Below are 13224 nucleotides of genomic sequence, written 5' to 3'. Positions count from 1 at the left end.
TGGAGGGGGCGCGGAGGTTCCAGCCGGGTTCCGAGGGGCGGTAAATGAGGGTGACGGGGGCGGGGCGGGGGCGGATCATAGGGGTCATGCCTGGTCCCTATGTCATCCGCGGTGCGGTCGTGCTCCCCGAGGCGGAGCTCGCCTGGCGGTTCTCGCGTTCCTCGGGGCCGGGCGGGCAGCACGTCAACACCTCGGACTCGCGGGTGGAGCTGCTGTTCGACGTCGCCGCGACGAAGGCGCTGCCGGCGGTGTGGAAGGAGCGGGCCCTGGAGCGGCTCGCCGGGCGGCTGGTGGACGGGGTGCTGACGGTACGGGCCTCCGAGCACCGGTCGCAGTACCGCAACCGGGAGATGGCGCTGGTCCGGATGGCGGCGGTGCTGGCTGAGGCGACGGCGGCCCCGCCGAAGGCCCGGCGGGCGACGAAGATCCCGCGCGGGATCAACGAACGGCGGCTGCGGGAGAAGAAGGCGCGCAGCGAGACGAAGCGGGGACGCAGCTCGCGCGACTGGTAGCCCCCCGCCCGGCCCGCCCCCGCCCCGCCCGCCACCGCCCCGCGCCCTACGGCAGCAGGTGGCGGTAGCGGCCGCGGAAGTAGGTCAGGGGCGGGGCGTCCGGTGAGGGGAACGCGGTGGCCAGGACCTCGCCGATGACGAGCGTGTGGTCGCCCGCCGGAACCCGGGACCGGGTGCGGCACTCCAGGGAGGCGAGGGCCCCCGAGAGCAGCGGCGCCCCCGAGACGGCGCCCCGCTCGTGGGGGAGGTCGGCGAAGAGGAGCCGGTCGCTGATGCGGCCCTTCATCGAGAACCGGCTCGCCACCTGGAGCTGGCTCTCCGCCAGCAGGGACACCGCCCACAGCGGCTGTTCGGCCAGCAGGTCGTCCATGCGGGAGCCCTCGCGGACGCTGACCAGGACCAGGGGCGGGTCCAGGGACACCGACATGAACGCGGTGGCGGTCATGCCGACGTCCTCGCCGCGCGGTCCGCCGGCGGTCAGGGGCGGTTCGTGGGCGGTGATCAGGCACACGCCCGCCGCCAGCCGGGACATGGCGGCGCGGAACTCGTCGTTGCTCACCCCCTCAGGATGGGGGGCGAGGGGGCCGGCGGGGGTGTAGGGCTGGGGTGCGGGGGTCGTCTTCGGCACGTTCCGCACGCTAGTCCGGTCGTCGCGCCGCGCACATCGGGCGCTGGTCCGAGCCGCGTCCCCGCCGCTCGGCCTAGGTCCGGGCGTATCGTTTGCGCGTGGGAAGGCGGGAGAGGGCTCCTCGGCCCCAACGCGCCTACGCCGCAGCACTATTCATCTCATGTGACTTGAGTCACAGAGGGCAAGATTTGTTGACCCTGTGTACCTGCCGCACAGCTCACTGTGATTCAGTGGACGGGACACCGCAACGAAACGCCGATGACAAACCTGGAGTTGCTGTCGAGGTCTCGGGGAGAGCGAGCAATGGAGACCGAGTCGGAGCCGTACGTCCGTCTTGCGACCCTGCGGCAGCTGCACCAGGTGGTGGCCGAGCTCAACACGGCCCGGAGCCTGGCGGACACCCTGCAGACCGTCGTGGACGGCATCGTGCGCGGCCTCGGCTACGAACTCGCCTGTGTCAACCTCGTACGCCCTGACGGCGATCTCGTCGTCGCCGCCTTCGCCGGGGACCCCGCCGCCGAAGCCCTGATCACCGGCCGCGTCGGCTCCCGCCCCGCCTGGGAACGCCGCCTGACCATGGGCGAGGACTGGGACGGCCTGCGCTTCATCCCGCACACCGAGGGCTGGGTCCTGCTGGAGGACGACGTACCCCAGTGGCACACCGAAGGACCCGATCCGCGCTTCGAGGACGAGTGGCACCCCGAGGACCGGCTCTACGCCCCCATGTATGCGACGGGCGGGGAACTTCTGGGTGTCATCTCCGTGGACAGGCCGCGCAACGGCCGGCGTCCGGGCGCCTGGGGACGCGAGGCGCTCCAGATGTACGCCTTCCAGGCCGCCATTGCGATCAGCAACGCGCGCCTGCGCGCGAACATGCAGCGGGCCCTGGTGCGGCTGGAGCGCGAGCAGCAGGCGCTGCGGGCCAGCGAGGAGTCGTTCCGGCAGGCCTTCGAGTACGCGCCGAGCGGCATGGCCATCGCCGAGATGGGCGGCGACCAGCACGGGCGGCTGCTGCGCACCAACGACGCCCTGTGCCGGCTCCTCGGGCGGCCCGCCTCCGTCCTGCGCCGGTACTCCTTCTCCGACCTCGTCCACCCCGAGGACATCGGGACGCTGCTGCGCACCTCCGCCGAGGGCGGCCGGGCGGAGCTGCGGCTGGGGCGGCGCGACGGCACGTACGTGTGGGTCTCGCTGCGCAACTCCGTCGTCGCCGACGCCGCCGACGGGCCCCGGTTCCTGCTCACGCACGTCGAGGACATCGAGGAGCGCAAGCGGCACGAGCTCCAGCTCGCGCACCGGGCCAGCCACGACTCCCTCACCGGCCTGCCCAACAGCGCCGAGCTGCGCGCCCGGCTCGGCGCCCGGCTGTGCCGGCGGCCCCAGTCGGTGCGGGCCGGCGCCGTGGAGGCGCTGGACGCGGCCTTCGAGGGCCGGCCGGAGGGCGGCGTCGGGGCGGGCGGCGAGCACGGCTACGACGGCGGGTACCCCGCGGCCGGCGCGGGCCAGGGCGGAGCCGACGGCTTCGACTTCCCCGGCCTCCCGGGGCAGCCCGAGGGCCCCTACGACCACCACGTCCACACGGTGGCGCCCGCCTCGGACGTCGACGACGGCACCAAGGGGCTCGCGGTGCTCTTCTGCGACCTCGACGGGTTCAAATCGATCAACGACCGGTTCGGGCACCACACGGGCGACGCCGTCCTGATCGAGGTGGCCCGGCGGCTGACCACGGGCGTCCGGGACGGCGACACCGTCGCCCGGCTCGGCGGTGACGAGTTCGTCGTCCTCGCCGACGGCCTCGGCGCGGCGGACGCCGCCGATCTCGCCGTCCGCCTGCGCAACGCGATCATCCCGCCGATCCGGGTGGACGGGCGGGCCGTGCGGGTCGGGGCGAGTTTCGGCATCGGCTGGGCCAGCTGCGGGATGTCGGCGGACGAGGTGCTGCGCTCCGCCGACCAGCGGATGTACATCGAGAAGAGGTCCCGCTCCAAGGCGCACCGCCGGGCCGGGTGATCGGATCGGCCACCCGTGGGCGCACGTGTTCGGGGTAGGCTCCCGTGGGTCGAAAGGAGTGACCTGCGATGACGACGCCCGCGAACAACGGCCCGCACGGTGGGGCGAACCAGCCCGAGGACGACGACCCGTTCGGCTACCTCTACGCGGACGGCCAGGCCGCCGGAGCCACCCCGCCCGGTCAGGGCGGCGGATACGGCTACCCCGGCCCGGCGGCCGGAGGTCAGCCCGGTGCGCAGCCCGGCGTCCCCCGTACCTCGTACAACCAGGTGCGCACGGTCGGTGAGCGGACGTACGGCGGCCAGCGCGGCGCCGTCCCCCAGCAGCAGCCCCCGCAGGCCTACCAGGCCCAGTACCAGGCCCCGGAGGCCCTCCAGGCCAACGGCTACGGGGTCCCGCAGCAGCCGTCCCCGCAGTCCCAGACCCAGACGATGGGTCCGGCGGGCGGCCGCGGCCGCGGCGGCAACGGCGGCGGCTCCAGCCGCAAGGGCCTGCTCATCGCGGCGGTGGCCGTGGTGGCGGCCGTCGGCATCGGCATCGGCGCGGCGGTGGTCTTCGGCAAGGACAAGGACAAGGCCGGCACGAACCAGGCCTCCCAGTCGCAGAAGCCGGCCCCCCCGAAGGGCAACCAGCCCTCGGACGACCCGAGCGCCTCGCCGCAGCCCTCGAAGACCCCGCTGCCCAAGGGCGAGGCCGCCAGCACCGGTATGGCCCTCACCGGTGGCGCGACCCTCCAGAACACCGTGCAGGGCGCCAAGAGCTCCGGCGGCCAGTACGTCGGCAACTTCAACCAGCCGGGCGCGGCGCTGACCTGGACGCTGGACGTGCCCGCGGCGGCCCAGTACAAGCTGAAGATCAGCTATGCGGTGCCGGGCAAGGCGGCGAGCACCACGCTGACCGTCAACGGCGAGCAGCAGACGCGCCCGATAAACATGAACAACTTCTCCAACGCCAAGCCGGGCGAGTGGGACAAGTGGACGTACACCCACTCCAACGTGGACCTGAAGAAGGGTACGAACACCGTCAAGATCTCCTGCGAGACCGGCAACCAGTGCGAGATCATCATCGATCAGCTCTGGCTGGAGCCGCTGTAGCCGGTTCCTAGCCCGGCTGACAGGGCGTGACCTTCACCGACCCCCGTACCTCCGCGTAGGTGCGGGGGTCGAACTCTCCCGCCGTCGGGGCGTGGACGGTGGCCGTGGCCAGGGCCACCGCGCGGGTCAGGCGGTCCGGCCAGGGGAGGTCCTCCGTCAGGGCCGACAGGAGGCCCGCCACCGCCGAGTCGCCCGCGCCCGTCGGGTTGCCGCGCAGGGTGCGGGGCGGGGTGGCGTGCCAGGTGCCCTCGGGGGTGGCGGCCAGGAGGCCGTCGGGGCCCAGGGAGGTGACCACCGCGCGGGCGCCCCGGCGGCGGGCGTCGCGGGTGGCGGGGAGCGGGTCGCGCGAGCCCGTCAGCTCGGCGAGTTCCGTCGCGTTCGGCTTGATGATCTCCGGCCGGGCGGCCACCCCGCGGCGCAGCGCCTCGCCGCTGGTGTCGAGGAGGACGGGGGCGCCGGCCGAGCGGGCCGCCCGCACGAGCACCGCGTACGCGCCGACCGGTACGCCCGGCGGCAGGCTCCCGCACAGGGCCACCGCGCGGGCCCCGGCGGCGAGTTCGGTGTAGCGGGCGAGGAACGCCGACCACTCGGCGGCCGTGATCTGCGGGCCCGGCTCGTTGAACTGGGTGGTGTCGCCGGTGCTTTCGTCGACGACCGCCAGCGTGCGCCGGGTGGTCCCGGCGCAGGGGACGAGGGCGTCCACCACCCCGGGGGAACCGGCCAGCAGCTCCCGTACGAGCGCGCCCGCCGGGCCGCCGGCGAAGCCCGTCGCCGTCACCTCGTGGCCGAGGGCGGCGAGCACCCGGGCCACGTTCAGCCCCTTGCCGCCCGCCCGTTCGGTGACGGCGGTGGCCCGGTGGGAGGTGTGCGGCAGCAGTCGCGGCACCCGGTGGGTGACGTCGAGCGCGGTGTTGAGCGTCACGGTGAGGATCATGGCCAGCCCCGGTCTTGGTGTGTGCCGGGATCATGCCAAATGGCGGGCGGCCAGCCCAGCCCTGCGGGCCGGCCGCCTCGTGTCCGTACGCCGGAAAGGCCGGTTCAGCCCAGTGGGCTGACGATCCATTCGCCCCGTCGCATGACGCCCTTGACGTCGAACTCCGCGTCCAGGACCACCAGGTCGGCGTACTTGCCGGGCTCCAGCGAGCCCACCTCGCCGTAGACGCCGAGCAGCTTGGCCGGGTTGGCGGAGATCGCCTGCACCACGGACTCCACGGGCAGCCGGTCGACGGTCACCGACCGCTTGAAGGCGGTGTCCAGGGTGAGCGTGGAGCCGGCGATGGAGCCGCCCTCCACCAGCCGGGCGACACCGTCCCTGACCTCCACCTCCAGCGGGCCCAGGTGGTAGGTGCCGTCGCCGAAGCCGGCCGCGTCCATCGCGTCGGTGATCAGCGCGACGCGGTGGGCGCCCGCGTGGTGGAAGGCCAGCTCCAGCATCGCCGGGTGCAGGTGGGTGCCGTCGTTGATCAGCTCGACGGTGACCCGCTCGTCCTCCAGCAGCGCCGCGATCGGGCCGGGGGCGCGGTGCTCCAGGCCGGGCATCGCGTTGTACAGGTGGGTGGCGACGGTCGCGCCCGCGTCGATGGCCTGGCGCGTCTGGTCGTAGGTGGAGTCCGTGTGGCCGATCGCCGCGATGACCCCGTGCTCGGCGAGCAGGCGTACGGAGTCCAGCCCGCCCGGGAGCTCGGTGGCGAGGGTGACCATGCGGGCGGCGCCGTGCGCGGCGTCGATCAGCTTGCGGACCTCGGCCGGGTCGGGGTCGCGCAGCAGGTCCTCCTTGTGCGCGCCCTTGCGGCAGGGGTTGATGAACGGCCCCTCGAAGTGCACGCCGGCGATCTCGCCCTGCTGGGTGAGCTCGGCGAGCAGCGCGGCGCGCCGGGCGAGCTCGTCGAGGTCCCCGGTGACGGTGGACGCGACGAGGGTGGTGGTGCCGTGCTCGCGGTGGGTCCGTACGCCGGCGAGGACCTCCTCGGCGGTGCCGGAGGTGAAGGAGGCGCCGCCGCCGCCGTGGTTGTGCATGTCCACGAAGCCGGGGACGATCCAGTGCCCCGACAGGTCGGCGAGCTCGGCGTCCTCGTGGGCGCTGCCCGCGATCCGGGCGCCCTCGACGATGACGCGGCCGCCCGCCACGATGCCGGTGGGCAGCACCACCCTGGCGCCGGAGAGAACGGTGCTGTGTGCGCGTCCGGACATCAGGCAGGTACCTCCGTGGCGAGTAGGTCCCAGGCGAGCAGCCCTGCGCCCAGGCATCCGGCGGTGTCCCCGAGGGCGGCCGGAACGATCTCGGGCAGCCGCTGGAACGTCACGCGTTCCCCGACGGCCGTCCGCAGTGGTGTGAACAAGGTTTCCCCCGCCTCGGCGAGCCCGCCACCGATGATCAGCGTGCTCGGGTCCAGCAGGGTGATGGCGGTGACGAGCCCGTCGGCGAGCGCGCCGATGGCGGCCAGCCAGACCTCCTCGGCGCGGGCGTCGCCGGACTCGACGGCCTTGGCGCAGTCGGCGGCGTCGGCCTCGGGATCGCCGGAGGCGGCCGCCCAGGCGCGCGAGACGGCCGAGGCGGAGGCCAGGGTCTCCAGGCAGCCGTACTGGCCGCAGCCGCAGGCGGGGCCGCCGGGGCGGACCACGATGTGGCCGATCTCGCCGGCGTAGCCGTGGGCGCCGGCCTCGATGCGGCCGGCGATGCCGATGGCGCCGGCGATGCCGGTGCCGAGGGGGACGAACAGGAAGCGGTCGGCGCCCAGCCCGGCGCCGATGCGGCCCTCGGCGAGCCCGCCCGTGCGGACGTCGTGGCCCAGGGCCACCGGGATGCCGCCGAGGCGCGCGCTGAGGAGGTCGCGCATCGGTACGTCGCGCCAGCCGAGGTTCGCCGCGTACACGGCGATGCCGCGCTCGGCGTCGACGATGCCCGGGACGGCGACGCCGGCGGCCGAGGCGGCCGCGCCGAAGCGGTCGCGGCCGAGGTCGAGGAGTTCGGCGGCGAAGTCCAGGATCGTCTCGACGACGGCTTCGGCGCCCCGCTCGCGGCCGGTGGCGCGGCGCGCTTCGTGCAGCAGGGTGCCGTCTCCGGCGATGAGGGCGGCCTTCATCCCGGTGCCGCCCACATCGAGGGCGATGACGTGTTTCACGGGTTTCACAGGAGACAGTCTCGCGTGCTCGAAGGGGAAAGGTCTAGTCCATTGGGCGGGATTGTTGAGCGGCCATACAAATTCGGGAACGCCTGTGGGACGGCGCCGTACGACGGTTTGGAAACAGTCCGCGCGTGACGCCGTTCCGGATGTGAAGGAGCCGCCAAAGTGGTGTAGACCTTACGTCGGATCGTACGTACAACCTGGGGTGGATCGAGAACTGTGAAGGGCCGTTACCTGAGGCTGGCCGCGTCCGGCGCCGCACTGTGGCTGACCGGAGTGACGCTGACCGGCTGTGGAGCCGTGCCGGGCCTCTCCGGGGACAACGAGGTGACCCTCCGGGTCGTGGCGGCCGACTACGGCGACAATCCGCAGAACTCCTCCGCCGGCTACTGGAAGAACCTCGCCACCGCCTTCGAGAAGGACAACCCGGGCGTCAAGGTCGAGGTCAGCGTCTACTCGTGGTCGGAGGTCGACGCCAAGGTCGCCGCCATGGTCAAGGACGGCAAGGCCCCCGACATCGCCCAGATCGGCGCCTACGCCGACTACGCCGAGGCCGGCAAGCTCTACACCGCCGACGAACTGCTGTCCGTGAAGACCGAGGCCGACTTCCTCGCCCCGCTCGCCGACGCCGGCAAGGTCCGCCGCGTCCAGTACGGCATGCCGTTCGTCGCCAGCACCCGGCTGCTCTTCTACAACACCAAGCTCCTCGGCGACGCCGGGATCATCCCCAAGGACGGCAGCACCGCCTGGCAGCCCAAGAGCTGGGCGGACGTCGAGGCCGCCGCCAAGAAGCTCAAGGCCGCGGGCGTCCCCACCCCCTTCGCGCTCCCGCTGGGCCGCGAGGAGGCCCAGGCCGAGACGATGATGTGGATGCTCGCCGGCGGCGGTGGCTACACCGACAACGAGGAGGCCTACGCGATCGACTCCCCGGAGAACGTCAAGACCTTCGAGTTCCTGCGCGACCGCATGGTCGGCCAGGGCCTCACCGGCCCCGTCGAACCCGGCAAGCTCGACCGCCAGGCCGCCTTCGACGCCTTCACCCGCGGCGAGGCCGGCATGCTCAACGGCCACCCCACGCTGCTGAAGCAGGCCGCCGGCAAGGGCGTCAAGTTCGGCATGGTGGCCATGCCCACCGCCGACGGCACCGACCACTCCACGATGGGCGTCGCGGACTGGGTCATGGCCTTCAAGAACGGCCACAAGAAGGAGGCCGGCAAGTTCCTCGACCAGCTGTACACGGCGAAGAACGTGACCAACTTCACCAACCAGTACGACCTGCTGCCCGTCACCACCAGCGGCTACCGCGCCATGGAATCCGCGAACGGCGGCCCCGCCACCCAGCTGCGCACCTTCCTCACCGCCCTCCCGAGCGCCCGCCTGTACCCGGTGGGCAAGAAGTCCTGGGCCGGGGTGAGCGAGGACGTCAAGCAGAACATCGGCAAGGCGGTCCAGCCGGGCGGCCAGCCGGCGAAGGTCCTGGAACAGATAGCGGACGCCGCCCGGAAGGCGGACGGGGCGAAGTAGCCCCTGCCGGCCCCGCACCGCGCCGGGGGGTGTCGGTGGGCCGCGTTAGTGTGGCGGTATGACAGACGACGGTCAGGCGGATGAGGCGGCGGCGACGGACGTGACGTCCGCCCGGCTGACCTCCGCCGAAGCCGCCGTACTCGCCTACGAAGGCCGCAGCTGGCCCGGCCCCGGCGCCAAGGAGCGTGCGATACGCGAGGGGCTCGGCCTGAGCCCCGTCCGGTACTACCAGCTGCTCAACGCCCTCATGGACGACCCCCGCGCCCTCGCCCACGCCCCCGGCACCGTCAACCGCCTCCGCCGCATCCGAGAGGCCCAGCGGGCCCGGCGGTAGGGCCCGGAGGGGCCCCGGGGGGAGGCCCGGTGGGAGCCTCGGGCTGGATCACGGCTGGAGGGGCTGGGCGGCGTCCCCACGACGCCGGTAGGGTCGTCCGCATGGGGAGCCATCCGCACGATCCGCCGATGCCCGTGCCCGCCACCGCCGCCGGACGCGAGGGACTCGAAGCCCTCCTCCGCACACCCCGCAGAGCCGTCGTCGCTCTCGACTTCGACGGCACCCTCGCCGACATCGTCCCCGACCCCGACCACGCCCGGGCCCACCCCGACGCCGTCCCCGCGCTCGCCGCACTCGCCCCCCGGGTCGAGGCCGTGGCCGTGGTCACCGGCCGCCCCGCCGGCGTCGCCGTCCGCTACGGCGGCTTCGCCGGGGTAGCCGGACTGGAGCACCTCGTCGTCCTCGGCCACTACGGGGCCGAGCGCTGGGACGCCGTCACCGGCGTCGTCCACGCCCCCGCCGAACACCCCGGCGTGGCGGCCGTACGGGCCGAGCTGCCCGGCTTCCTCGACGCCATCGGGGCCTGGCGCGGGACCTGGATCGAGGAGAAGGGCCGGGCACTGGCCGTTCACACCCGCCGCGCGGAAGACCCCGAGGCGGCGTTCGGCGCCCTCCGGGAACCCCTCGCGGAGCTCGCCGCCCGCCACGGGCTGATCGTCGAGCCGGGGCGCGCCGTCCTGGAGCTCCGCCCGCCGGGGATGGACAAGGGCGTCGCCCTGACCGAGTTCCTCCAGGAGCGCGACGCGGGGCCGGTCCTGTACGCGGGCGACGACCTGGGCGACCTCGCGGCGTTCTCGGCGGTCGAGAAACGACGGGCGGAGGGCCTCCCGGGGCTGCTGGTGTGCAGCGGCTCGGCGGAGGTCCCGGAACTGGCGGCCCGAGCTGACCTGGTCCTCCCGGGCCCGGCCGCGGTAGCGGCGTTCCTGGCACAGCTGGCGCAGGCCCTGCAGGCCTGAGGCCCCGGGCGCGCCGGCTTTCTGGTTGGGCCGCGGATGCCTGCCTGATCGGCATTTCGTGCGGGTAGCGGCCCCAGGCGGCCGCCGGACGCTGAGACGACAGGAGCGCGTAGCGATCTGGTGCGTGGGGTGGCGCCGGTTGACGGTGATGGGGGCCGGAAGGCTGGTCTGCCGTGTCCCGACGACCCCGACGGGTCCCTGACACGGCCGCATGTCCAAGGAACGTCCGTCCCGTTCCTTTGGGGGTTTCCCGGCAGTCTTCGTTTTTCCGTGGCGGGACGGGCTGTCAAGGGTGGCCGAAGGCCATCGCGAAGCGACGCGACGAAGGAGCGCCCTTGACAGGGCGGCCCGACGCGGAAGGACGATGAGGCTGACGGGAAAGCCCCAAGGCTGCTCTGAGACCGCCCAGGTCAGACCCCGCCCACCCCCCGCCCCGGCCGGCTCCCGGGCCTAGCCCAGTGCCTCCAGTTGGGCCGTGAACCAGGATGCCGGGGGGAGGGACGTGGCTGCCGCCGCCAGGCGTTTCGTGCGGGCCGACCGCTCCTCCTCCGGCATCGTCAGGGCCGTGTGGAGGGCTTCGGCCGTGGCCGTGACGTCGTACGGGTTGACCGTCAGAGCGTCCTGGCGGAGTTCCTCGTAGGCGCCCGCCCCCGTCGACAGGACCAGGACGCAGCCCGCCTCCGACACGACCGGGATCTCCTTGGCGACCAGGTTCATGCCGTCCCGCACCGGGTTGATCAGCGCCACGTCAGCCATCCGGTACGCCGCCAGGGACCGCGCGAAGTCGTCCTGGACGGAGACGAGCACCGGCTGCCAGTCGTCCGTCCCGAACTCGGCGTTGATGTCGGCGGCCAGGGACGTGACCGAGGCGGTGTAGTTCCGGTAGACCTCCAGGTCCTGGCGGGAGGGGTACGCCGACGCCAGGTGGACCACCCGGCCCCGCCACTCCGGGTGGACGGTCAGCAGCTCCCGGTACGCCAGCAGCCCCCGCAGGATGTTCTTCGACAGCTCGGTGCGGTCCACCCGCACGATCGTCTTGCGGTTCCCGACCTCCGCGCGCAGCCCCGCAAGCTTGTCGTCGACCTCCGGCCGGTGGGCGAGTGCCCGCAGGTCGTCGCCGTCCACACCCAGGGGGTACTGGCCGACCCCGGTGAAGCGCAGCTGCGTGTACCGGCCGTCCGCCGTCAGCCTGCGGTGGTGGACGCCGCCCTGGTGGTCCTCGCGGGGGACGAACCCGTCCGCGACGCCGTGCACGTCGTCCACCGTCGCGCCGCTGATGAAGGCGGCGGCCCAGGCCGCGGTGTGGAAGCCCAGCTGGTCGGCGCCGAGCATGCCCCACACCAGCCGGCTGCGGACGTCGTCGGGGAGCATGTGCAGGAAGTCGGGGGAGGCCCACGGGGTGTGCGTGAAGTGCGCGATCCGCAGGTCCGGGCGCAGCTCCCGCAGGGCCCCCGGGACCAGGGCCAGGTGGTAGTCCTGGACGAGGACGCGCGCGCCCGGCGCCGCCTCCTCGGCCAGCGCTTCGGCGAAGGCCTGGTTGTAGGCGGTGTACGAGTCCCAGCGCCGCCGGAACTCCGCGTCGAAGACGGGCTCGCGGGGGACGTCGTAGAGGTGGTGGTGGGTGAACCAGAGCACCGAGTTCGCGATGCCGTTGTACGCGTCGTCGTACACCGCGGGGTCGATGTCCAGCATCCGCACGCCGGGCTCGGAGACCCCCCGCCGGACCGCTTCGCGGTCGGCGTCGGAGAGGGCCGCGCAGATCCACAGGGCCTCCGGCTGTGCCGCGAGGGCCGCGGACAGGCCGGAGACCAGACCGCCCCCGCCGCGCCGGGCGCTGAGCGTGCCGTCGGCGGCGAGGGCGTACGAGAGCGGGCCGCGGTTGGCGGCGACGAGTACCTGAGAAGCCATGCCGCGAACCTAGCCCGGGGTCTCCTCGCTCAAACGTCCGGGAAATGCCCGGTTCGTCACGCGCCGGTCAAGCCGGCCGCCGGGCGGTACGGGCTCACGCCACGCGCCGGACCGCGTACTCCTCGATCTCCAGCATCGGCGGCCGCTCCTCCGTGTCCACGGGGTAGGTGCGCGGAACGAACCCGTCCGGCCCCCTCTCGAACTGGGTGAGCTCGGGCCGTACGAGGTGTCCGCGCGAGAGCCGCAGCTGGGCGGTGCGGTAGATCGCGGCGGCCATCCGGCCGAGCGCCTGCCCGCTCTGGTGCTTGTGCAGCCGGACCCCGACGTCCACCTGGGCCATGGCGTCCAGGCCGACGGTGTGCAGGGCGTCGACGAGCAGGCCGAGCTCGACCCCGTACCCGACGGGGAAGGGCAGGCGCTCCAGCAGGGAGCGGCGTACGGCGTACTCGCCGCCGAGGGGCTGGACGAAGCCGGCCAGCTGCGGCCAGTGGAGGTTGAGCAGGGGGCGCGCCACCAGCTCGGTGACGCGTCCGCCCTGGCCGGGGGCGTCCCCGAGGGGGCGGTCGTACATGGCCTTGACGAACTGCACCTGCGGGTCGGTCAGCAGCGGGCCGACGATCCCGGAGACGAAGGCGGACGAGAAGTCGCGCAGGTCGGCGTCGATGAAGCAGACGACGTCCCCGGTGGTGGCCAGCAGGGAGCGCCACAGCACCTCGCCCTTGCCGCGTACGGCGGGGACGCGGGGCAGGATCTCGTCCCGGTGCACGACGCGGGCGCCGGCCTTGGCCGCGACCTCGGCGGTGCGGTCGGCGGACCCGGAGTCGACCACCACCAGCTCGTCCACCAGGGGGACCGGCGGGGCCTCGATCAGATCGCGCCGGATCACCTCGACGATCTCTCCGACCGTGGCCTCCTCGTCGAGCGCGGGCAGCACCACGCTCACCGTGGTCCCGGTCGCCCGTTTGCGCTCCAGGAGCTGGTCGAGCGGTCGGTCGGCGGCGGACCAGGAGCGGTCGGCCAGCCAGCGCTCCACCTCATCCAGCACTCTCAGCACTCCCCGGCTAGTCGGCCGCGGCACCACACCCGGCGCTTTTCGGCCGAATTGTGATCCATCTCGCGGTTCGGACGACTGT

General features: G+C 73.4%; 12 protein-coding genes. 6 read left to right on the top strand and 6 right to left on the bottom strand.

The window, feature by feature from the left end; genetic code table 11:
- Nucleotides 1-86 precede the first annotated feature (86 nt).
- Nucleotides 87-512, top strand: coding sequence for an alternative ribosome rescue aminoacyl-tRNA hydrolase ArfB (arfB, locus tag ABT403_RS22250; protein ID WP_344162686.1), 426 nt, complete (start codon nt 87-89; stop codon nt 510-512).
- Nucleotides 513-558: 46 nt separating this feature from the next.
- Here the strand turns inward: arfB and ABT403_RS22245 are convergent, their stop codons facing one another.
- Nucleotides 559-1140 (bottom strand): flavin reductase family protein, encoded by a 582-nt coding sequence (locus tag ABT403_RS22245; RefSeq protein ID WP_344162689.1) that lies wholly within the window; start codon nt 1138-1140, stop codon nt 559-561.
- Nucleotides 1141-1443: 303 nt separating this feature from the next.
- On the opposite strand from ABT403_RS22245, the gene cdgB reads away from it, so the two are divergent.
- Entirely contained in the window at nt 1444-3150 is a 1707-nt protein-coding gene (cdgB, locus tag ABT403_RS22240; protein ID WP_344162691.1) for a diguanylate cyclase CdgB, read from the top strand.
- Nucleotides 3151-3218: 68 nt separating this feature from the next.
- A complete protein-coding gene (locus ABT403_RS22235; protein WP_344162694.1) occupies nt 3219-4244 on the top strand; it encodes a CBM35 domain-containing protein in 1026 nt (341 codons plus the stop codon).
- A gap of 7 nt (nt 4245-4251) precedes the next feature.
- Here ABT403_RS22235 and ABT403_RS22230 read toward each other — a convergent pair whose 3' ends face one another.
- The 3 genes from ABT403_RS22230 to ABT403_RS22220 all read right to left on the bottom strand — a co-directional run bounded on the left by ABT403_RS22230 (nt 4252) and on the right by ABT403_RS22220 (nt 7366).
- Entirely contained in the window at nt 4252-5178 is a 927-nt protein-coding gene (locus ABT403_RS22230; RefSeq protein ID WP_344162697.1) for a 1-phosphofructokinase family hexose kinase, read from the bottom strand.
- Between the two features lie 104 nt (nt 5179-5282).
- Nucleotides 5283-6434, bottom strand: a complete 1152-nt coding sequence (gene nagA, locus ABT403_RS22225) for an N-acetylglucosamine-6-phosphate deacetylase (RefSeq protein WP_344162700.1) — start codon at nt 6432-6434, stop codon at nt 5283-5285.
- A complete protein-coding gene (locus ABT403_RS22220) occupies nt 6434-7366 on the bottom strand; it encodes an ROK family protein (protein ID WP_344165732.1) in 933 nt (310 codons plus the stop codon). Before ABT403_RS22220 ends, nagA begins: the two co-directional genes overlap by 1 nt.
- Before the next feature lie 222 nt (nt 7367-7588).
- Here ABT403_RS22220 and ABT403_RS22215 point away from each other — a divergent pair, with 222 nt between their 5' ends.
- The 3 genes from ABT403_RS22215 to otsB all read left to right on the top strand — a co-directional run bounded on the left by ABT403_RS22215 (nt 7589) and on the right by otsB (nt 10183).
- Nucleotides 7589-8893: an extracellular solute-binding protein gene (locus tag ABT403_RS22215; RefSeq protein ID WP_486388781.1), complete on the top strand. Its 1305-nt coding sequence runs from the start codon at nt 7589-7591 to the stop codon at nt 8891-8893.
- Between the two features lie 58 nt (nt 8894-8951).
- On the top strand, nt 8952-9227 hold the full coding sequence (locus ABT403_RS22210; protein WP_344162703.1) for a DUF3263 domain-containing protein: 276 nt from the start codon (nt 8952-8954) through the stop codon (nt 9225-9227).
- 101 nt (nt 9228-9328) lie between these two features.
- Nucleotides 9329-10183 (top strand): trehalose-phosphatase, encoded by an 855-nt coding sequence (gene otsB, locus ABT403_RS22205; RefSeq protein WP_344162706.1) that lies wholly within the window; start codon nt 9329-9331, stop codon nt 10181-10183.
- 450 nt (nt 10184-10633) lie between these two features.
- Here the strand turns inward: otsB and ABT403_RS22200 are convergent, their stop codons facing one another.
- Both ABT403_RS22200 and ABT403_RS22195 read right to left on the bottom strand, forming a co-directional pair.
- Nucleotides 10634-12091 carry an alpha,alpha-trehalose-phosphate synthase (UDP-forming) gene (locus ABT403_RS22200; RefSeq protein WP_344162709.1) on the bottom strand — a complete coding sequence of 486 codons (1458 nt, stop codon included), beginning with the start codon at nt 12089-12091 and terminating at the stop codon, nt 10634-10636.
- A gap of 94 nt (nt 12092-12185) precedes the next feature.
- Nucleotides 12186-13136, bottom strand: a complete 951-nt coding sequence (locus tag ABT403_RS22195; RefSeq protein ID WP_344162712.1) for a glucosyl-3-phosphoglycerate synthase — start codon at nt 13134-13136, stop codon at nt 12186-12188.
- Nucleotides 13137-13224: the final 88 nt, after the last annotated feature.

The organism is Streptomyces sp. NPDC000075 (assembly GCF_040301925.1).
GTDB classification, from domain to species: Bacteria; Actinomycetota; Actinomycetes; order Streptomycetales; family Streptomycetaceae; genus Streptomyces; species Streptomyces polychromogenes.
Note: the sequence above shows the minus strand (reverse complement) of the source record. Positions and strands in the feature narration are given on the sequence as shown.